The 20,608-nt window shown below is 72.5% G+C and carries 14 protein-coding genes, 1 tRNA gene and 1 pseudogene; 3 read left to right on the plus strand and 13 right to left on the minus strand.

Translation table 11 applies throughout. The features are described 5' to 3' along the window. Window positions 1-54: 54 nt before the first annotated feature. Window positions 55-606: pseudogene (locus tag IEJ02_RS16815) on the minus strand (cysteine dioxygenase family protein); the annotation flags it as partial. 83 nt (window positions 607-689) lie between these two features. Beyond that, complete coding sequence (locus IEJ02_RS16820; RefSeq protein WP_137978181.1) at window positions 690-1,595, minus strand: LysR family transcriptional regulator; 906 nt, start codon at window positions 1,593-1,595, stop codon at window positions 690-692. A gap of 321 nt (window positions 1,596-1,916) precedes the next feature. On the opposite strand from IEJ02_RS16820, the gene IEJ02_RS16825 reads away from it, so the two are divergent. Both IEJ02_RS16825 and IEJ02_RS16830 read left to right on the plus strand, forming a co-directional pair. Next, window positions 1,917-2,792, plus strand: a complete 876-nt coding sequence (locus tag IEJ02_RS16825) for an alpha/beta fold hydrolase (protein WP_191065636.1) — start codon at window positions 1,917-1,919, stop codon at window positions 2,790-2,792. 178 nt (window positions 2,793-2,970) lie between these two features. Next, a tRNA-Cys gene (locus IEJ02_RS16830) sits at window positions 2,971-3,042 on the plus strand. 116 nt (window positions 3,043-3,158) lie between these two features. On the opposite strand, the gene IEJ02_RS16835 is transcribed toward IEJ02_RS16830, so the two are convergent. Further along, a complete protein-coding gene (locus tag IEJ02_RS16835; RefSeq protein ID WP_191065637.1) occupies window positions 3,159-3,554 on the minus strand; it encodes a nuclear transport factor 2 family protein in 396 nt (131 codons plus the stop codon). A 412-nt stretch (window positions 3,555-3,966) separates the two neighbouring features. Here IEJ02_RS16835 and IEJ02_RS16840 point away from each other — a divergent pair, with 412 nt between their 5' ends. Further along, complete coding sequence (locus IEJ02_RS16840; RefSeq protein ID WP_191065638.1) at window positions 3,967-8,001, plus strand: non-ribosomal peptide synthetase; 4,035 nt, start codon at window positions 3,967-3,969, stop codon at window positions 7,999-8,001. A 103-nt stretch (window positions 8,002-8,104) separates the two neighbouring features. On the opposite strand, the gene IEJ02_RS16845 is transcribed toward IEJ02_RS16840, so the two are convergent. The 10 genes from IEJ02_RS16845 to IEJ02_RS16890 all read right to left on the minus strand — a co-directional run bounded on the left by IEJ02_RS16845 (window position 8,105) and on the right by IEJ02_RS16890 (window position 20,551). Continuing rightward, window positions 8,105-10,429: a xanthine dehydrogenase family protein molybdopterin-binding subunit gene (locus IEJ02_RS16845; protein ID WP_191065639.1), complete on the minus strand. Its 2,325-nt coding sequence runs from the start codon at window positions 10,427-10,429 to the stop codon at window positions 8,105-8,107. Next, window positions 10,426-12,810 (minus strand): 2Fe-2S iron-sulfur cluster-binding protein, encoded by a 2,385-nt coding sequence (locus IEJ02_RS16850; protein ID WP_317985820.1) that lies wholly within the window; start codon window positions 12,808-12,810, stop codon window positions 10,426-10,428. Before IEJ02_RS16850 ends, IEJ02_RS16845 begins: the two co-directional genes overlap by 4 nt. After that, on the minus strand, window positions 12,807-13,706 hold the full coding sequence (locus IEJ02_RS16855; RefSeq protein WP_137978186.1) for an FAD binding domain-containing protein: 900 nt from the start codon (window positions 13,704-13,706) through the stop codon (window positions 12,807-12,809). Before IEJ02_RS16855 ends, IEJ02_RS16850 begins: the two co-directional genes overlap by 4 nt. 275 nt (window positions 13,707-13,981) lie before the next feature. Beyond that, window positions 13,982-15,637, minus strand: a complete 1,656-nt coding sequence (locus IEJ02_RS16860; protein WP_191065640.1) for a beta-N-acetylhexosaminidase — start codon at window positions 15,635-15,637, stop codon at window positions 13,982-13,984. A 99-nt stretch (window positions 15,638-15,736) separates the two neighbouring features. Beyond that, window positions 15,737-16,606 carry a carbohydrate ABC transporter permease gene (locus IEJ02_RS16865; protein WP_191065641.1) on the minus strand — a complete coding sequence of 290 codons (870 nt, stop codon included), beginning with the start codon at window positions 16,604-16,606 and terminating at the stop codon, window positions 15,737-15,739. Then, window positions 16,603-17,601, minus strand: a complete 999-nt coding sequence (locus IEJ02_RS16870; RefSeq protein ID WP_137978188.1) for a carbohydrate ABC transporter permease — start codon at window positions 17,599-17,601, stop codon at window positions 16,603-16,605. Before IEJ02_RS16870 ends, IEJ02_RS16865 begins: the two co-directional genes overlap by 4 nt. Next, window positions 17,598-18,935 (minus strand): extracellular solute-binding protein, encoded by a 1,338-nt coding sequence (locus IEJ02_RS16875; RefSeq protein ID WP_191065642.1) that lies wholly within the window; start codon window positions 18,933-18,935, stop codon window positions 17,598-17,600. The genes IEJ02_RS16870 and IEJ02_RS16875 overlap by 4 nt, the downstream gene beginning before the upstream one ends. Window positions 18,936-19,092: 157 nt before the next feature. Beyond that, a complete protein-coding gene (locus tag IEJ02_RS16880; RefSeq protein ID WP_191065643.1) occupies window positions 19,093-19,503 on the minus strand; it encodes a recombinase family protein in 411 nt (136 codons plus the stop codon). 151 nt (window positions 19,504-19,654) lie between these two features. After that, window positions 19,655-19,942, minus strand: a complete 288-nt coding sequence (locus IEJ02_RS16885; protein WP_075200572.1) for a DUF3039 domain-containing protein — start codon at window positions 19,940-19,942, stop codon at window positions 19,655-19,657. Window positions 19,943-19,963: 21 nt separating this feature from the next. Further along, window positions 19,964-20,551 carry a YqgE/AlgH family protein gene (locus IEJ02_RS16890; protein ID WP_137978191.1) on the minus strand — a complete coding sequence of 196 codons (588 nt, stop codon included), beginning with the start codon at window positions 20,549-20,551 and terminating at the stop codon, window positions 19,964-19,966. Between the last annotated feature and the right edge of the window lie 57 nt (window positions 20,552-20,608).

The raw sequence follows: 20,608 nt of genomic DNA on the forward strand, positions 1-20,608 counted from the left end.
GCCGTCCGCCGTGGGGAGGTGATCGTCCACCGCCGGGAGGCGGTCGTCCGCCGTCGGGAGGTCGTAGACCCGCCGGACGCTGCTGCCCAGGCGGGCGATGTCCGCCCCGTAGACGTGGATCGATATCGCCTTCGTCCCGCAGGCGTTCCACACCCTGTGGATATCTCCGGGCGGCGCGAACCCGCACACCGCGCCCCGCGGGTTGACCACGTCCTCCACCGCGATCAGCCGCGAGCCCGGGCCGTCGGGGACGAGGCGGTAGCGCCGCTCGTGCTCCTCGCCCTCGTGGACGCCGGTCACACACCAGGACACATGGTCATGGATCGCCGTGCGCTGGCCGGGCAGCCACACCAGCGCGACGATCGAGAAGCTGCCGTCGGGCTCGGCGTGCAGGATGTGCTGGCGGTAGCGGTCGGGGTCGCCCTCGCGCTGCTCGGGGGTGAGCAGATCGTCCGCGCCGAGGTGGGGCGCGAGCCGCTCGCCCACCAGATAGGCGGTCACATCGGGCGCCAGGCCCCGGCCGACGGCCTCGCGGACGTCGCCGACGAACGCGCCGAGGCGTGCCGTGAGAAGACGGGAGGGCGGATACGCGGTCGGGGTGGTCATGGCGGCAGCGTCCTGCCGCCCGCACCATCACGTCCAACGACAGGTTGTTGAGCCGTCCCCAAGCTCCGCTTATGGGTAAGGGGTCAGCATCCGATCCGGTTCCCGGCCACGGTCTTCAGCTCCTCCAGCACCCGCGCGGTGGCCGGTATCCCCAGGTGCTCGCGGAGGACGTACGCCGAGACATGGCGGCGCGAGGCGGGGTCCAGGGCGCGCCCGGTGACCTTCTCGTGGCACAGGAACGACAGCACCAGGCCCGGCATCATCGCCACGCCGAGCCCCGCCGCCACCATGCTCTGCACCACCAGATTGTCGTCGGTGGTGAAGGCGATGTCCGGGGCGAAGCCCTGCTCGGCGCATTCGTGGAGGAAGTTGGCGCGGCACCGCAGACATCCGGCGATCCAGCGCTCCTCGCTCAGTTCGGCCAGCTTGACCGCCCGCCGCCGGGCCAGCGGATGGCCGGTCGGCAGCAGCACCGTCAGCTGGTCCTCCAGCAGCGGGATCTCCACCAGTTCGGCCGGGGTCTCCTCGCGCAGCCCGGGATAGGTGAAGGCGAGGGTGATGTCGCACTCCCCGCGCACCACCCGCCCCAGCGAATCCGGCGGCTCGCCCTCCAGCAGCTCCACCCGCACCCCCGGATGGGCGGCGGCGAGCCGGGCCATGGCCTCGGGGATGAGGGTCGCGTTGGCGCTGGGGAAGGCGCAGACCCGCACCCGACCCGAACGCAGCCGGGTGATGGCGCTCATCTGCTGCTGGGCGGTGGAGATGCTGGTCAGGATGGTGTCGGCGTGCCGGGCGAGGGTCTCCCCCGCCTCGGTGAGCCGCATCCCCCGGCCGACCCGGATGAACAGCGGACTGCCCACGGCCCGTTCGAGCGCCTTCATCTGCTGGGTGATGGCCGGCTGGGTGTAGCCGAGGGCACGGGCGGCCCCGGAGTAGGAGCCGGAGCGGACCACCTCGTGGAACGTCTTGATGTGCCGGGAATCGAACACGCTCGCATCATACGGAGCCGGGGACGGAAACCATAAGCGGGATTTGGGGACGTACAAGATCACCCCTACTGGCGCTTTTGCGTCACGCGGACGGCCGCGCCACGGAACCGGCCGCTGAGCCGGGGCCACGGAGCCGCGAAACGGAGCCGGACCGCTGAGCCGGGGCCACGGAGCCGGGAAGCGGAGCCGGACCGCTGAGCCGGGCCATAGCCGCCCCACGGCCCGGCCCCACGCGCGGAGCCCGGCCCGGCGCCACACCCGGTGCGTGAGGACACCCGGTCAAGCGCGGTCAAGATGACGAAGCTGGGGCAAGCTGACCCCATGCCGCACTACACCTCGTACGACGGAACCGAGCTGGCCTACCGCGTCCTGGAGGCCCGGGACGGCTCGGCGGGGCCGCCGCTGATCTGCCTGGCGGGCGGGCCGGGGCGGGACGCCGCGTATCTGGGCGACCTCGGCGGTCTTGACGCCCACCACACCCTCCTTATCCCCGACAGCCGCGGCACCGGGGACTCCCCGCCGGCCGTCGACCCCATCGGCTACGCCTTCCCCGGGCTCGCCGAGGACCTCGAGGCGCTCCGCCGCCATCTGGACCTCGTCCGCTTCCCACTGCTCGCCCATGACGCGGCCGCCGCCACCGCGCAGGCGTACGCGGCCGCCCACCCCGAGCGGCTCGGCCGGCTGATCCTGGTCAGCCCGGGCGCCCGGCTCCAGGGCGAACTCCCCGAGGACGCCCGGGAGATCTTCGAGTCCCGCGCCGACGAGCCCTGGTGGCAGGAGGCGTACACGGCGGTGCGACTGCTGCCCGACACCACCGACCTCGCCGAGATGCGCAGGCTGCTGCTCCAGGCCGCCCCCATGGCGTACGGCCGCTGGGAGGAGCCGCAGCGGGCCCACGCCGAGAGCGAGGGCGAGCAGCTGGGGCCGGTGGCGCGGGCCGGGTTCTGGCAGGGCGTCGACGAGGCGGGGCGGCGCGCGGTGCTCGCCCGGCTGCGCGAGGTGCCGTGCCCGGTGCTGGCGATCACCGGCGACCGGGACGCGGTGACCGGGGTGCGGGCCGGGGAGCTGGTGGCCGAGTCCTTCCCGAACGGCCAGGCGCGGCCGCTGCCCGGGGTCGGCCACTACCCGTGGGTCGACGAGCCGGACCTCTTCCGCCAGGTGGTCGAGGACTTCCTGGCGCAGCGCCCCACGCCGTGAAGGCGGGCCGTGCGCCCACACCGTGAACCCGCGCCTTGAAGGGGCCCGGCGGGGGGGCCGCGTCCGGCGGGCCAGGAACGGCGGCCATGAACGCAGTGTGTCAGTCGTATGGCAGCCCCCACCGCTCCGTTGTGCCCGCCCCACCCCGGTCCTATCGTCGAGAACGCAAGCCGACATCGGCCGTGTGCCCGAGTGGTTGAGGGGCTCGACTGCAAATCGAGTTACGTGGGTTCGATTCCCGCCACGGCCTCCGACTGCCTGACCAGGCAAACGATAGGGCGGCACCCCCGGAGGGGTGCCGCCCTATCGGTCGTCCGTCTCAGTGGCCCGGGCCGTAGCGGCGGCCCTTGGCCGGGCGCGGGGCGCTCAGCCGGTGATGATCTGGGCGAGGGCCGCGTGGTTGTGGTAATCGCGGGACTCGACGATCTTGCCGTCGCGAACGCGCATCACCATCACGTTGGCCGTGGTGAACTGCTTGTCGGTGCCGGGCACGCGCGTCTCGTAGTCCCATTCGGCCACGATGACCTCGGGGTCGGCCGTCTCGTGGATGACCACGTTCTTCGCGGTCATCTCGAACCACTCCCGCAGTCCGTCCAGAAGCCGCCGCAGGCCCTCCTGACCGCGGGTCACGGTCGGCTCCGGCACCGCGAACGGGTGCTCCAACACGACGTCCGGCGCGTAGAGCCGCCAGAGGTTGTCGAAGTCGCGGTTGACCATGCCGGCCAGCAGCTTCTCGAACACCGCGCGCGGGCTGTCACTCACTGGTCCTACCCCTTGAAGTAATCGGAGCATTCCTCCGCTTCACTTATACGGAACGACGTTCCGATTGTCAACGGGGTGGGTCGACACGGCCTCCACGCCCCGGCGCGGGCGCCCCACCCGGCACCCGCGCATTGGGGTGCCTCTCGATGAACTCCCGGCATCCTCTGGACACTCGCGCCCGTAGGGCGCATGCTCGTGCACGCGCTCCCGCCGTTCCGGCATCGCGGATACTCCAGGTAAACACCTAGGGCCCGGCGATTTTCACAGTCTCGCCACCGAACGGTCTCTTGACCCCCGCACTGAGTGCAATTCCGTCTCATAGGGTCACGTGTGGTGCCTGCGACCGCGCGGAAAACTACTCCCGGTCGGCGGGCACATTTTCGACCGTGGTCCCATTCTCAGTGGGGGAAATGTGCAGCCCGCCGTACCGGCCGCCCGTCTGCCGCTCTCGACCGGCCAGAGTGAAATCTGGTTCATAGAGCAGCTGGAGCCGCCGGAGAGCACCACCTTCCGGGTCGGTGAGTACCTGGAGATACAAGGACCGATAGACACCGAGCTATTCGAGCGGGCCCTGCGCAGGGCCGTGGCGGAGGCCGAGCCCTACAACATCCGGGTCGGCGAGGACGACGGGGAGCCCTGGCAGCTCCTGGACCCGGTGACCGACTGGGAGCTCCCGAAGCTGGACCTCACCGCCGAGGACGACCCCTGGGCCGCGGCCGAGCGGTGGATGAAGAACGACCTGGCCACGGGGGCGCTCAAGCTGGGCGACCACCCGGCGTTCTCGTTCGCCCTGCTCAAGGTGGAGGCCGAGCGCTTCCTCTGGTACCAGGGCACCCACCACATCGTCTCGGACGCCGGCTCGGCCGCCCTGCTGGGCCGGCGGACCGCCGAGGTGTACACCGCGCTCGTGGAGGGGACCGACCCGGCCGAGGGGGAAACGGTCTTCGGCTCCCTGCGGGCGATGCTCGACCAGGACGCGGAATACCGGGCCTCACCGGATTTCGCCAAAGACCGGGCGTACTGGCTGGAACACTTCGGTGATTCCCCGCGCCCGGCGCGGCTTTCCACCCACCCCACCAGGGAACTTTCCACCGTCCTCCGCCAGACCGCCTACCTGACCGAGGACGAAGCGGTCGAACTGCGGGCCGCCGCGCGTAAATACGCCACCCACTGGTCCGCTATGATCATCGCGGCGACCGCGCTGTATCTGCACCGATTGACCGGTAAATCGGACATCATTCTGACGCTGCCCGTATCCGGCCGTACCGATGCCATTTCCCGGGCCATTCCCGGGATGTTCGCCAATGTGGTGCCGCTGCGCATCCAGGTGCGCGCCGATATGCGAATACGGGAGCTGGTCCGGCAGATCTCACGGGAAGTGCGGCAGGCCCTTCGCCATCAGCGCTACCGCCGTATCGACCTGGCCCGGGATCTGCGACTCCCGGACGGCGGAAACGGATTGCTCGGCCCGCACGTCAACATCATGACGTACGACTACGACTTCCACTTCGCCGGTCACCGGGTCAAGGCGCACAACCTCTCCAACGGCACCGTCGAGGACCTCTCGATCATGGGATACGACCGGTCCGACGGCACCGGTATCCGGATCGACCTCAACGCCAACTCCAACCTCTACACCGAGGAAGCGCTCATCGGCCACCGGGAGCGCTATCTCGGCCTGCTGCGCACCCTCTCCGACACCTCCGACATGCGGCGCACCGTCGGCTCGCTGGAGCTGCTGTCCGCCGAGGAGCACCGGCGGGTCCTGGGCGCGCCGGGCGACACGGCGCACCCCACCTCCGGCGCCAGCCTCCCGGAGCTGCTGGCGGCCCAGGCCGCCCGGACCCCCGACACCCAGGCCCTGGTCTGCGATGACACCGTGCTCTGCTACGCGGAGCTGGACCGGGCGGCGAACCGGCTGGCCCGGGTGCTCATCGCGCGCGGCGCCGGGCCCGAGCGCACCGTCGGCGTGGCCCTGCCCCGCTCCGCGGACCTGGTCATCGCGCTGATCGCGGTGTTGAAGACGGGGGCCGCGTATCTGCCCCTGGACCTGGACTACCCCGCCGAGCGGCTGGCCTACATGCTCGACGACGCGGGCCCCGCGCTCGTGGTCACCCGCGCCGACAGCGCCGGTGCGCTGCCCGCGCGCCACGGCGTGGGGCGGCTGCTGCTGGACGTCGTGGACCTCACGGGCACCGGCGACGCCGCGGGCGGCTCCGCCCCGGCGGTGGCGATCGACCCCGAGCACCCCGCGTACATCATCTACACCTCGGGCTCCACCGGCCGCCCCAAGGGCGTCCTGGTGCCCCACCGGGCCGTGGCCAACAGCATGGAGTGGATGCGGGACGCGTACGGCCTCGCCCCCGGGGACCGGATGCTGCAGAAGACCCCGGCCGGGTTCGACGCCTCCGTCTGCGAGTTCTTCCTCCCGCTGCTCAGCGGCGCCGCCCTGGTGGTGGCCAAGCCCGGCGGCCACAAGGACCCGGCGTACCTGGCGCGCACGGTGCGCGAGGAGGGCATCACCGTGCTCCAGTTCGTGCCGTCGATGCTCCAGGCGTTCCTCGCCGAGCCGGGCGCCGCCGAGGCCTGCGCGGGCATCCTGCGGCGGGCCTCCAGCGGCGGCGAGGCGCTGCCGCGCGAGACCGCCGAGCGGTTCCACGAGCGGTTCCCCGGCGTGCCGCTGAACAACCTCTACGGGCCCACCGAGACCACCATCCAGATCGCCCACCACCCCTCCGCGCCCGGCGGCGAGGGACCGGTGCCGATCGGCCGGCCGGTGTGGAACACCCGGATGTACGTCCTGGACACCGCGCTGAAGCCCTGCCCGGCCGGGGTCACCGGCGAGCTGTACGTGTCCGGGGCGCAGCTGGCCCGCGGCTACCTCAACCGGGCCGCCCTGACCGCCGAGCGCTTCGTCGCCGACCCCTACGGGCCGCCCGGCACCCGGATGTACCGCACCGGCGACCTGGCCCGGCTGCGGCCGGACGGCGACGTCGAGTACGTGGGCCGCACCGACGGCCAGGTCCAGCTGCGCGGCTTCCGCGTCGAGCTGGGCGAGGTGGAGGCGGCGCTGCGGGCGCTCCCCCAGGTGGCCCAGGCCGCCGCGGCGGTACGCGCCGACCGGCCCGGCGACCAGCGGCTGGTCGGCTATGTGACGGCCGCCGGGGACACCCCGCCGGATGTGGCCGCGGTCCGCGAGGCGCTGGGCGAGGTGCTGCCCGAGCACATGGTGCCCAGCGCGTTCGTGGTCCTCGACACCCTCCCCCTAGACGCCAACGGCAAGCTGAACCGCGCCGCGCTGCCCGCGCCCTCCTTCGAGGCCACCACGGGCGGGCGCGCGCCGCGCACCCCGCGCGAGGAGACGCTGTGCGCGCTCTTCGGCGAGGTCCTGGGCGTCGACGGCGTCACCATCGACGACGACTTCTTCCTGCTCGGCGGCCATTCGCTGCTCGCCTCCAAGCTGGCGAGCCAGGCCCGCGCCGCGCTGGCCACCGAGCTGTCGATGCGCGACCTCTTCGAGGCGCCGACCGTGGCCCGGCTGGTGGCCCGCCTGGACACCGCGGGACCGGCCGAGGCGCACCCGCGGCAGCCGCTGGACATCCTGCTGCCGCTGCGCGGCGAGGGGACGCGCCCGCCGCTGTTCTGCGTCCACCCCGGCGGGGGTCTCGGCTGGTCGTACACCGGGCTGCTCCGCCATCTCGCCCCGGACCAGCCGGTGTACGCCCTCCAGGCGCGCGGTCTCACCGAACCGGACGTCCTCCCCGCGAGCGTCGAGGAGATGGCCGCCGACTACCTGGAGCAGATCCGGACGGTCCAGCCGACCGGTCCGTACCACCTGCTCGGCTGGTCCTTCGGCGGGCTGATCGCCCACGCCATGGCCACCCGGCTCCAGGCGCTGGGCGAGGAGGTCGCCACGCTGGCCGTGGTGGACGCCTACCCCGACAACGCCCAGGCGCTGCCCGATACACCGGAGCTCAGCAAGCGCCAGTGGCTGGGGGTGCTGCTCGACGACATCGGCGGCGGCGACATCTTCGCCCCGGGCTGGCTGGAGGCGCACCCCGACGGGGCCGACGGCACCGCCGACCTGGTGGCCGACCTCTGCCGGGAGACCGGGCTGCCGGCCCGGCTGCTGGAGGGCGAGACCAGCTTCCCGCTGCTCGACATCCTGCTCAACGACCAGGAGCTGATGCGGAAGTTCGCGCCCGAGCGGTTCCAGGGCGACATGCTGCTGTTCCGGGCCATGGAGGAGATCCCCGGCTACCGGCGCGATCCGCTGCACGTGGCGGACGCCTGGCTCTCCTTCGTGGACGGCGCCCTGGTGGTGCACGGCGTCCCCGATCACCACTACCGGATGATGCGGGAGGAGTCCCTGGACCGGATCGGCCCGGTGGTGGCGGCGGCGCTCGCGTCCGCCCGCCCGGTGCCGAGCGGGGCCGCCGGGCGCTGAGCACGACAAGTGGGCGCCCCGCGTGGCGGGGCGCCCATGGCCGACGCCTCACGGTCGCCGTACGGCCCTTACGGTCGCCGTGTGCGCCTTACGGTCGCGTCGTTCAGGTGCGGTTGTTGACGACCGCCGCCTGGGGGCGGATCGGGAGGCGGTTGACCGGACGGCCGGTGGCCGCGCGGACCGCCGCCGCCACCGCCGCCGGGGTGGTGACCACCGGCACCGCGCTGGCCGCCTTGGCGCCGAAGGGCGCCACCACGTCCCGCTCCTCGACCAGCTTGACGATGTGGATGTCGGGGACGTCCAGGGCGGTCGGCAGGGCGTAGCCGGTCAGGTCCGGGTGCCGGACCACACCGCGTGAGGTGCGCAGGTTCTCGGTGAGGGCCGCGCCGATGCCCTGGGCGACACCCGCCTCGATACGGGTCCTCAGCTGACGTGGGTTGAGGACCCGGCCCACGTCCTGGGCCACCGTCATGTCGACGACCCGTACCGCGCCGATCTCGATGTCGACGTCCACCACGGCGCGCACCGCGCAGTAGGCGAGCCCGACGAAGGCGTCACCCTGGCCGGTCTCGTCCAGCGGCTCGGTGGGGTGCGGGCGGCACTGCGCGGTGGCCCACAGCTCCTTGCCCTCCAGGGCCTCCTCGACGGTGGTGCTGAGCACTCCGTCATACGAGGTGATCTTGCCGTCGGCGATGGTGAGCAGCTCGGTCGACATGCCGAACTTGTGCGCGAGGGGCTGCAGCAGCTGGGTGCGGACCATCTTCGCGGCGCGTTCGACCGCACCGCCCGAGACCCAGGTGTGGCGGCCGCGCGAGGCGGGTCCGGCCGGGGGCTGGTCGGTGTCGATGGGCGCCACATGGACCTCCTCGATGCCGAGGACGTCCTGGACGATCTGGCGGGCCAGGGTGGTGAAGCCCTGGCCGGTCTCGACCGCCGCGCAGATGACGGTGGCCACCGGCCCGGTGACCTTGACCGTGGCGGTGGAGACCTCGTCGGTGCCCTCCGCGCCGAGCATGTGGACCATGCCCAGGGCGTAGCCGACCCCGCGCCGCACCGCGGCCGGATCGCCCGCGCCCTCCAGGCCGCCCGGCAGCAGCCACTCCTCCTCGGGGTCGTCCTTGGGGAGGCTGGGCAGCGGTGCGTCCCTTACGGCCTGCAGCAGCTCGGCGACCGGGGCCGGGCAGGTGACGGTCTGTCCGGTGGGCAGCAGATCGCCGGTCGCCATCACATTGCGCATCCGGAGCTCGACGGGGTCGAGGCCCAGCTTGGCCGCCAGCTTGTCCATCTGGCCCTCGTACGCGGCGCACACCTGCATCGCGCCCTCGCCGCGCACATGGCCGGAGGGCGGGTTGTTGGTGCGCACCGCCCAGCCCTCGATGAAGGCGTGCGGAACGACGTAGGGGCCGCAGGCGAAGGAGACGGCGGCGGCCAGCGTGTCAGCGGAGGAGTCGGCGTAGGCGCCCGCGTCCAGCAGGATCTGCGCCTCGACCTTGACCAGCTTGCCCTGGGAGTCGGCGTGGTGGCGGTAGCGCAGCAGGGTGGGGTGGCGGTGGGCGTGGCCGAGGAACGACTCCTCACGGGTGGCGGCCAGCTTCACCGGATGGCCGGTGCGCAGCGCCAGCAGCCCCAGTGGCAGCTGCATCCCCGGGTCCTCGCGCTCGCCCATGGCGCCGGGGACGCCGGTGACGACGACCTTGACCCGCTCCGGCTCAAGACCGAAGCAGGCGGCGGCCAGGTCGCGGTCGGCGTGCGGATCGGTGGAGGCGGTGTAGATCTCCACCCCGCCGTCGGGGCGCGGCACGGCCAGGCCAGCCTCGGCGCCGATGGGCGCCGGGTCCTGGCGGCCGATGCGGTACAGCCCCTCGACGATGACCTCGCCGACCACGTCCGGGTCGCCGAAGGACAGCGGGATGTGGCGGACCAGATTGCCGTCGGGGTGCAGCGGCTCGGCGGAGAACGCCTGCTCGGGGTCGGTGACCGGCTCCAGCACCTCGTACTCGACGGCGATGGCGGCGGCCGCCAGCCGGGCCGTGTCGGGGTGGTCGGCGGCCACCGCGGCGATGGGCTCGCCGTGGTGGCGGACCAGGTCCTTGGCGAACACCGGACGGTCGGCGACCCGGCGGCCGTGGGAGGCGTCGCCGGGCACGTCGGTGTGGGTCACCACGGCCCGTACGCCGGGCATCTCGACGGCCTGCTTGGTGTCGATGGAGCGGATGCGGGCGTGCGGGTGCGGGGCGCGCAGCACGGCCGCCCACAGCAGCCCCTCGGCCCACAGGTCGGCCGCGTACGGGAAGGTGCCCGAGGTCTTGGCCGCCGAGTCGGTGGGCGGCAGGGACACGCCGAGGCCCATGGTGGACGGGGTCTTGACGGGCGTTCCGGCCGCGGGGGTGGCGGTGACGGCGCCCGCGCCGTCCGCGATTCCGGTCATGCCGATGCCCTTCCGCTGCCGCTTCCGTTGACGCTCCCGTTGCCGGTGATGCCGTGCGGTCCCGCCTGGTGCGGGATGCGGGCCGGGTCCTGGTGGGCGTCGTGTCCCTCGTCCGCCTCGGCCTCCGCCTCCTCGGCGGCCTCGCGGCCCGCGACGACCTCGCGGACGGCGTCGAGGACCCCGCGGTAGCCGGAGCACCGGCAGAGGTTGCCGGAGATCGCCTGGCGGGTCTCCTGGTCGGTCGGGGCGTGGTTGCCCTCGAGGAGGTCGTGCACGGTCATCGCGAGCCCGGGCACGCAGAAGCCGCACTGCACGGCCCCGCACTCGGCGAGCGCGCGCTGGACGTCGGAGGGCTGTCCGCCGGTGGCGAGGCCCTCGACGGTGCGGACCTCGCTGCCCGCGGCGGTGGCGGCGGGCACCAGGCAGGAGGCGACGAGCCGCCCGTCGACCTGGACCGAGCAGGCACCGCACTCGCCCTGGGAACAGCCGTCCTTGGCCCCGGCGAGGCCGAGGCGCTCGCGCAGGACGTAGAGCAGCGACTCGCCGATCCAGACGTCGGTGACGGGTCGGTCGGCGCCGTTGACGTGCAGCACGTACGAGGCGAGCGGATGCTCGCTGTGGCTCGGGCCCTCGTCCGCGGCCGGGTCGGCCTCGGCGAGGACGGGCTCCGCAAGGGGCTCGACGGGGGTGTCAGCGGCCTCGGGGGCGTCGGTCGGGGTCCCGGCCGGGGCGGGCGCTCCGGCGGCGTCAGAGGCGTCCGTGAACTCGCCCTCGGCGGCGGCCGGTTCGGGCCCGGCCGCAGGCTCGGTGAACTCGGGCTCGGGCACGGGTTCGGTGACCTCGGGCTCGGGCACGGGCTCGGTGACCTCGGACCCGGCCGCGGGCTCGGTGAGCCCGGGCCCGGCGTCGTCCGGCACCGCCTCGACGGGGGCCTCGGCTCCACTCGGCGCGGCGTCGGCGGCGCTCGGCGCTGCCTCGGTGGCGTCGGTGTGGCCCGCGCCGTCCTCGGGGCCGGGGTGCGGGGCGTGCCCATGGGCGTCGCCCGCGAAGGGGGCGCTCGCCATCCGGTCGTCCGCGAACGCGCCGTGCCAGGGCGCCTCCTGGGGCAGCCCGGGCGCCGGGCTGCCGTGCGGCGGGGTCTCCAGCCCGGTGTGCCGCCCGTCGACCGGGAACTCGCCGGAGTCCCCGGCGGCCGGATCGCCCGGCCGCCAGCCGGGGTCGTCGGCGGCGGGCCGCCGCTCGCCGGGTGCGGGGACGTCCTGCGGCGGGGTGCCGTGAGGGGGCGTGCCGTGAGGGGGCGTGCCGTGAGGGGGCGTGCCGTGAGGGGGCGTGCCGTGAGGGGGCGTGCCGTGCGGCGGGGTGCCGTGGGGCGGGGTGTGCAGCCCCTGGTGCCCCTCGGTCGCGAACTCGCCCGAGTCCCCGGCGGAGGGGCCCGGCCACGCCGGGTCCGCGGCCGGGGCCGGTTCGTCGCGGTCGGGCATGCGCAGCCGACGGCGGGCGGGCGGCGGCGCGGGCGCGGCCGGTGGTGCGGGCGCGGCCGGGCCCGGGTGGCCCTCGACCGCGTACTCCCCTGAGTCCTCCGCGCCCTCGTCGGCGGCCGGAACCGACCACTGGCCGGAGTGCCCCTGCTGCTGCCCGGGCTGGGGCTGGTGGGGCTGGGGCTGCTGATGGGGCTGGTGCTGCTGCTGCCGGGGCTGGGCCTGCCCGGCGAAGGGCATCCGCAACTGGGCCGTCGTCTGCGGGTCCTGGGGGCCGTCCGCGTGGCCGCCGTACGGAGGGGCGGCCGGGCCGGGGTGGTCGTCGACGCGGTACTCACCGGTCTCGTCCACACCGTCGTCGCCCGCGACCGGGATGGTCCACTGGCTGGTGTGCACGGACCTGCCGGTGCCGTCGTCGGACGGGGCGGGCACCGGCCAGTCGTCCACCGGCTCCTCGGCCGCCGGGGCCGGCCAGTGGCCGGTGTGCGGCGGGTGGTGGCCCTGCTGGTCCTCGGCGGGCACCGACCACTGGCCGGACCCCTGATGGGGGTCGTGCCGCGGATCGTGGTGGCCGCCGTAGAGGTAGCCACCGTCGGTCTCGGCGGTGGTCCAGTGCCCGGTCATGCCCTGGTCGTGGGGCGCGCCCTGGCCATGGCCGGTCGGCTGCCAGTGGCCGCCCTGGGACGGGTCGCCGTGCCCGGTGTCCATCGGCGGGGGCGCGTAGCCCGTGCCAGGCGCCGCGAGCGGGTCCCAACGGCCGGAGGGGTCGGTCGGGTCCGGGTGGGCGTAGTCGGGCGGCAGTTGGACGAAGGCCGTCGACTCGGCGTCGTACTCCGGGCCGTGCGGCATCGGCTGCCATCCGCTCCCCGGCTCCGGCCGGTGCGGCTGCTGTTCATCACTCACGCGAGTGCCCTCCCCAGTGCTCGGCGGGCCAGGGCTGCCACGGTACGCCTCAGGTGGATCGCGGCGGGCGGCAGGGGGACCGGCTCGCTTCCGTCCTGCGGGGGCAGCGGATCGGGGATGCACGCGGCGGCGACGTACTCGCCGAAAGCGGTGGTGACCTGCGGGTCCAGATGGCCGCGGTCGCCGTCCCAGTCGATGAGCGAGGCGACCCAGCGCTCGGCCTCCAGGGGGCGCAGCGGCATCGGCGCGACCGCGCCGACGGCACAGCGCACCCCGCGCCGCGCGGGGTCCAGGACGAGGGCGACGGAGGCGGTGGCCCGGCCGGGCCCGGTGCGCCCGGTGGCCTTCAGGAAGGTCTGCGGGGCGTGCAGCAGCGGAACCCGGACGAAACCGACGAGTTCACCGGGGCGCAGCAGATCGACCCCGGCGAGCAGATGGCTGACCGGGATCTCGCGGCGGGACCCCTCGGGCCCGGCGATGATGACCGTGGCCTCCAGCGCGGCGAGCACCGGCAGCGCGTCGCCGGTGGGGGCGGCGGTGACGATGTTGCCGCCCAGGGTGCCGGCGTTGCGGATCTGCGGGGGCCCGGCGGCGCGCGCGGCCGCGGCCAGCGCCGGGATCAGCGCGGCGAAGTCGGGGCGGCCCATCCGGGCGTGGGTGAGTCCGGCGCCGAGGAGGGCGTGCCCGTCCAGATAGCGCCAGCCGCGGATTTCGCTGATCCGGCCGAGGCCGACGAGCGCGGCGGGCCGCAGCAGGCCGGAGTTGACCGCGGCCATCAGATCGGTACCGCCCGCCACGGGCACGGCGGCGGGCATGGCGGCCAGCGCCGCCACGGCCTCGTCGAGCGTGCCCGGCAACGTCACCGTGTGCGCCGCCTGCGGTGCGTGCGTGGTCAACCCAGCTGCCCCTTCCCCGGTGTCCCGGCTGTTGCGCCGTACGGTACGTGCTGACAGCCCGGACGTGGCAACTCTGGCACATCTTGCGAGCCCGCCGTCGCGGGGGTCCGTGATCCGTGGATCCGTCCCTGACCTGGGGGATGGTACGGGTTTCTTACGACGTCTCCGTCGGGAGTGGATTGCCACGTTTCAGGGACCCTTGTGCGATTTGGGCTTGCGCCGGTGGGACTACGCTCCCAGGGGCGGCGGAGCGCGGTGCGCACCTTACGGGCGGCTCACACGATCGGGGGCGCCCCCTCGCGCGGACGTCCGAGAAGGCCGGGGCGCCGCTGCCAGGGAAGCGGCCCGGCGGGCGGGCGGTAGCTCACGCCGAGCGCGTCCAGGCGCGCGTAATGTGCCTCCATGCGCCCCTGGAACGCCTCGAAGTCCCGTTCGGGAGACGGCGGCAGCGCCGACCAGACGACCTCGGCGAAGGCGGCGAGCCGGGGGAAGGTCTGGTAGTCCACCCGCCGGCGGTCCTCCATCACCTCGGTCCAGACATTGGCCTGGGCGCCCAGCACCCGGTCCGCGCCCGAGCCGGTGAGCTGCGGTGGAACCGGTTCGAACCGGTAGACGTCCTCCAGGGTGCGGACATAGCCGATCGGCACCGGCTCGTCCTCGCCCAGGGCCTGCCGGTGGTCGAAGTACACCTGCTGCTCGGGACACATGACGACGTCGTGGCCGGCCCGCGCGGCGGCGATCCCGCCCGCGTAGCCGCGCCAGGAGGAGACCGCGGCGCCCTCGGGCAGCGGTGCGTCGGGCGCGCCGCCCTCGAGGATCTCGTCCCAGCCGATCAGCCGGCGGCCGCGCTCGGCGAGCCAGTGGCCGAAGTGGCGGATGAACCAGCTCTGCAGCTCGTCCTCGTCGGCCAGGCCCAGGGCGCGGATGCGCTCCTGGGCGGTCGGGGACGCCTTCCACTGGTCCTTGGGGCACTCGTCGCCGCCGATGTGGACGAAGGTGCCGGGGAACAACTCCAGGACCTCTTCGAGCACGTTCTCGTAGAAGCGGAGCGTGTTGTCGGTGGGGGAGAGTACGTTCGGGTTGATGCCCCAGGTGGTCCAGACTCCGAGGGAGGCGGTGTCGATGACGTCGGTGTTGCCCAGCTCCGGGTACGCGGCGATGGCGGCCTGCGAGTGTCCGGGGATGTCGATCTCGGGCACGACGGTGATATGCCGCTCGGCGGCGTAGGCGACGATCTCGCGGATGTCGTCCTGGGTGTAGTGGCCGCCGTGCGGCCGCTCGTCCCACAGCGGGGACGCCCGGTGGCCCAGCTTGGTGCGCTCGCGCCAGGCGCCGGTCTCGGTCAGCTTCGGGTAGCGGCGGATCTCGATACGCCAGCCCTGGTCGTCGGTGAGATGGAAGTGGAACACATTGAGCTTGTGGACGGCGAGCAGGTCCAGATAGGCCAGAACGCCGTCCTTGGGCATGAAGTGGCGGGCCACGTCCAGCATCAGCCCGCGCCAGGCGAATCGCGGCGCGTCCTCGACCGTCCGCTCCGCCAGCTCCCAGCCGGTCTCCGCGTCCCTGAGCGGGGCGCGGCGGAAGGCGTCGGGGCCCAGCAGCTGACGGAGGGTCTGCGTGCCCCAATGGACGCCCGCGGCCGTGCCGCCCGCGATCTCCACCCGGCCGTCGACCACGGTGAGCCGATAGCCCTCGGGCTCCAGCGCGGCGTCGATCCGCAGGCTGATGGTGTCGTCGCCGCCGGGCTCGCCGTCCGGCAGGGACAGGCCGAGCGCCTGGCCGAGAGTGGTGCGCAGCAGCCGTGCCACCCCCTCGGTGCCGGGGCCCGCGGCCAGGGCGGTGCGCCGCGGGTGGATCCGCGCGCCCGCGCGGCCGGGACGGCTCTGGTCGTGGCGGGGCGCGGGGATCAGCCCCGCGGCGTCGTGAGTCATCTGATCCCCTGTCAGCCTCTCGTCAGCTCTTGCCAGTCCTCGTCAGCGGTCGTCAGCACTCGTCGGCTCTTGTCAGTCCGCGGCTCTTGTCAGTCCTCGTCAGTCCTTCACCGCGCCGCCGAGCCCGGAGACCAGCCGGCGCTGGACGATGACGAAGAAGATCAGCACGGGGATGGTCATGACGGTGGACGCCGCCATGATCCCTCCCCAGTCGTTCCCCTCGTCCTTGAAGAAGACCAGCAGCGCCATCGGAAGGGTGGAGTTCTCGGTCGCGCTGATGATGAAGGACTTGGCGAAGAGGAAGTCGTTCCAGGCGGAGATGAAGGAGAAGACGCTCGTCGCCACGAGTCCGGGGAAGACGAGGGGGAAGAGGATCTGCCACAGGAAGCGGGAGCGGCTGGCCCCGTCGAGATAGGCCGCCTCCTCCAGCGCCTCGGGCACCGCCTTGACGAAGCCGCGCAGCATCCAGATGGCGAACGGCAGCGAGAAGGCGATGTGCGGCAGGATCAGCGAGCCCAGGGTGTTGAGCCCCACCCCCGGCACCGACTCCCCCAGATCGCGCATCAGGAAGAACATGGGGATGGTCAGGGCCTCGATCGGCACCATCTGGGCGACCAGGAACATGATCAGCAGCGTGGTGCGGAAGCGGAAGGTGAAGCGGGCGACCGCCGTGGCCGCGAGGAAGGCGATCAGCGCCGAGGCGACCACCACCACCCCGGCCACGAACAGGCTGTTGAGGAAGTAGCGCCCGAAGTCCTCCTGCTGGAAGACGCGCCGGAAGGAGTCCAGCGACGGGGACGCCGTCCACGGCCGGGGCTCGGTGGACTGGATCTCCCCCTGGGGCTTGAAGGCCGAGAGCACCATCCAGTACAGCGGGAAGGCGACCACGGCCGCCACGATCAGGGCGGTGGCCTCGGCGGCGAAGCGCCAGGGACGGCGGATGCGCAGCGAGACGCGCGAGTGGCTCACAGTTCTTCTCCCTGGCGTCGCAGCAGCCGCAGATAGACCAGCGTGACGACCAGCAGGATCAGCAGCATCACCACGCCGATCGCCGAGCCCAGGCTGTACTGCGAGGACGCGAACGCCTTCTGGTACGCGTACACGTTGAGCACCATGTTCTGGCGCGCGATCCCGCCGCCGTCGGTCATCACATAGATCTGGGTGAAGACCTTGAAGTCCCAGATGATGGACTGGATGGTCACCACGACGAGGATGGGCCGCAGCATCGGCGCCATGATGGTGCGCCAGATCCGCCAGGTGGAGGCGCCGTCGAGGGCCGCGGCCTCCAGCACCTCGGTGGGGATGGCCCGGATGCCCGCGTAGACGGTGACCATGACGAACGGGAACGAGCACCACACGACCTCGAACAGCACCAGGGCGAAGGCGCTGTAGCGGTCGTAGGTCCAGGAGTAGTTCTCGAAGCCGGAGAGGCCGAGCCACACCAGGACCTTGTTCACCGGCCCGAAGTCGGGGTCGAAGAGGAAGACCCAGACCGTCGAGCCGGTGATCGCCGGGGTGGCCCAGGCGCCGAGCGCGGCCAGCATCAGCGCCAGCCGCGGCAGGGCCCGTACGCGCGTCAGCAGCACCGCCAGCGCACAGCCGACCGCGAGGGTGGACACCACACAGACGGCGGCGAAGAGCAGGGTGGCGACGACGACGTTCCAGAACTCGCCGTCGCCGAACAGCTCGGCGTAGTTGGCGAACCCCTGGAAGGTGGTCGGTTCGCCGCCGCTGACCTGCGCCTGGGTGTACTCCAGGAAGGAGATCAGACCGAGCTGGTAGATGGGGTAGACGAGCAGCCCGCCCAGGACGATGAGCGCCGGGGCGAGATAGAGCCAGGGGGTCCAGGTGCCGCGCCGGGGACCCTTCCCGGCGCGGCGCCCGGCCGGGACGGTGGGCCCCGGCCGGGACCGGCGGCCCTTGGCGGGGGCTCGCCGGGCGTGCTGTGCGGTGCCGGCGCTCACTGCTGGAATGCCTCGTCCATCTTCTTCGCGGCGTCCTGGGTGGCGGCCGGCACGCTCTTACGGCCGCTGACGATCTCCTGGAACATGGTGGGCAGGACGAGCTGCGCGTCGATGGTCGCCCAGCCGGGTGTGGCGGGCACGAACTTGGCGCTGTCGTTGAGGGTCTTCACGAAGGGCTTGACGAAGGCGTCCTTGTGGGCGACGTCGCCGCGCACATCGGTGAAGGTGGGCAGGAAGCCCATGGCGTCGTAGAGCTTGCGCTGGGTCCGCTTCCCGGCGAGCGTCTTGAGCAGGTCCACGGCGATCGTGCGGTGCGAGCTGCTCTTGAGCACCCCGAGGTTGTTCCCGCCCGCGAAGGCCGGGGCGATCTCGCCCTCCTTCACGCCCGGCAGCGGCACGACCTTGTACTTGCCCTTGACCTTGCCCGCCTCGATGGCCTGACGGCTGAAGTCGCCGCCGATCGCCATGGCCGCCTTGCCCGAGGCGAACGCCTCGACGGTGTCGTTGCCGCCCCACTGGGCGCATTTGGCCGCCGGGCAGTTGTCGTCGCCGAAGAGCGAGGTGTACGCCTTGACGCCCTTCTGGGCGTCGGCGCTGTCGATGGCCGCCTCGTACTCGTTGGAGCCGAACTTGCCCTTCTCGTCGGCGAGGTCGCCGCCGTTGGCCCAGATGAAGGGCATCGCGCCGTAGGTGTAGGCGCCGCCGACCGCGAGACCGTACAGATCCGGCCGCTCCGAGCGGATCTTCTTCGCGGTCGCAATCAACTCGTCCTGGGTGGTCGGCGGCTTCAGGTCGAGCTCCTTGAAGACATCCGTCCGGTAGTACAGCGCCCGTACGCCGACGAAGAGCGGGGCGCCGTAGACCTTGCCGCCGATGGTCAGCGAGTACTTCGCGGTGGGGTCGATATTGGTCGAGTCGGTCCAGGCGCCGAACTCCTTGCTGATGTCCAGCAGCCCGCCGTCCTTGACGTAGCCCGCGGTGTCGGTGTTGCCGAACTCGATGACGTCGGGAGCGCTCTTGGGGTCGTTGAAAGCCGCCTTGATCTTCTGCGCCCGGGTGTCGACGGGAATGTAGGTCACCTCGACGTCGGTTCCGTCGTGCTCCTTCTCGAAGCCGGCGACCGCCGCGTCGATCACCTTCTTCTTGGGCGCGTTATTGACCTCCTGGAAGAGCCAGACACGCAGCTTGCCGCTCTTCTCGTCCTCCTTGGAGCTGTTGTCGGAGGTGGAGGGGGCGCATCCGGTCGCGGCCAGCCCGGCCAGGGCGAGTGCCACCACGGGCACGGTGACACGGGAGGACAACCGGGAGAAAACAGGGAAATGGGACGGCTTCATGGGAACCCTTAACCATTTGGCGTTGCAAGTAACGCAACGCATGTTTCGCTCAGCACAATATGCGTGAGGCTAGGGAACCTTGAGCGACCCCACAAGAGGTCTGAACCACTTCGTGATAAAGCGAGCCTAAGAACTCCACGACAAAAGGAACTTCGCGCTAGCGACGCGGCAATTCCTCGCCCGGATAGGCGGGTTCAACATACGGCACGGCCTCCACCCGCGCACCCGCTTCCGCCAGGCGCTCGACCACCCGGTCCCAGTCCGGCCAGGTCTTCCGGAACCGCTCCAGAACGCGGTCGCTGGCCACCAGCACCACATCGGCGCCCGGGTCCGCCGCCCACTCCAGGAGCCGGGGAAGGGTCGGCTGGGCGACCGACATCACGCAGCCGCCGGAGAGCCGGTAGCCCCGCTCGGCGGCCAGCCGCCCGCACCGCTCCAGCTGGGCGTCCCAGTCCTTCTCGAACTGGCAGTAGGCGCTGGCGCCTTCCGCTTCGGGCTCGTCGACCTCACGCGCCCCGAACACCAGATAGGCGGCCCGCGCCGCCCCGTTCTCCGTACGCCCACTCATGGGCCGACCCTACTGGGGCCGTCCGGCGCGCGGCAGGGCGCACAAGGCACGGCACGCCCGGCCCGCGACCCCGTCTCGGGATCGCGGGCCGGGCGTGCCGTCTGGTCGCGCGCGCGAGGCTTTCCGTCAGCGCCCAGGGCCGACGGGCCGGCTACTTCTTGCCGTCGCCGTCCTTGCCCTTGTCGCCGCCGGCGCCCATGCCCTCGAAGATCTCCTTGCACATGGGGCAGACCGGGTACTTCTTCGGGTCACGACCCGGGACCCAGACCTTGCCGCAGAGTGCGACGACGGGAGATCCGGAGAGGGCGCTCTCCATGATCTTGTCTTTCTGTACATAGTGGGCATAGCGCTCGTGGTCGCCGTCACCGTGCGACACCTGCGGTGTCGGCTCAACGAGGGTCCCCGTGCCTGCCCCGCGCTCGGGCTCAAGAGTGCTCATACAGCCCTAGGGTACTCATGCCTAGTTGAGAGAAGGGTCGTCCGGATACGTGGCGACCATGGCCAGCTCACTGCGCTGGCGGCGCAGCACCGCCCGCCACAGCCGCTCGGGGGCGGGCGAGGACACATCGCCCGGCTCGGACTCCACCACGTACCACGCGCCCTCGGCGAGCTCGTCCTCCAGCTGACCGGGCCCCCAGCCCGCGTAACCGGCGAAGATCCGCAAGGAGCCCACGGCCGCCGCCAGCAGCTCCGGCGGCGCCTCCAGGTCCACCAGGCCGATCGCGCCGTGCACTCTGCGCCAACCGAGTGGCCCGTCCTCACTGCGCGCCGAGGACCTGCCCGACTCGCCCGGCACGACGGCCACGCCCAGCGCCGAGTCCAGCGAGACCGGACCGCCCTGGAAGACCACCCCCGGCTCCCCGGCCAGCGAGGCCCACGACTCCAGGATGTCGCCCACCCCCACCGGGGTCGGGCGGTTCAGGACCACGCCGAGCGAGCCCTCCTCGTCGTGGTCGAGGAGGAGCACCACCGCACGGTCGAAATTCGGGTCAGCAAGCGCCGGTGTCGCGACAAGCAGCCGTCCTGTGAGCGAGGACACCTCGGTCATGGCCACATGATCCCCCATTTCCGGGCCGGAGGGGGAGTGGAAGTCGAGTCCCGTATG

The sequence above is a fragment of the Streptomyces sp. 5-10 genome, assembly GCF_014712245.1.
Lineage (GTDB): Bacteria > Actinomycetota > Actinomycetes > Streptomycetales > Streptomycetaceae > Streptomyces > Streptomyces violaceusniger.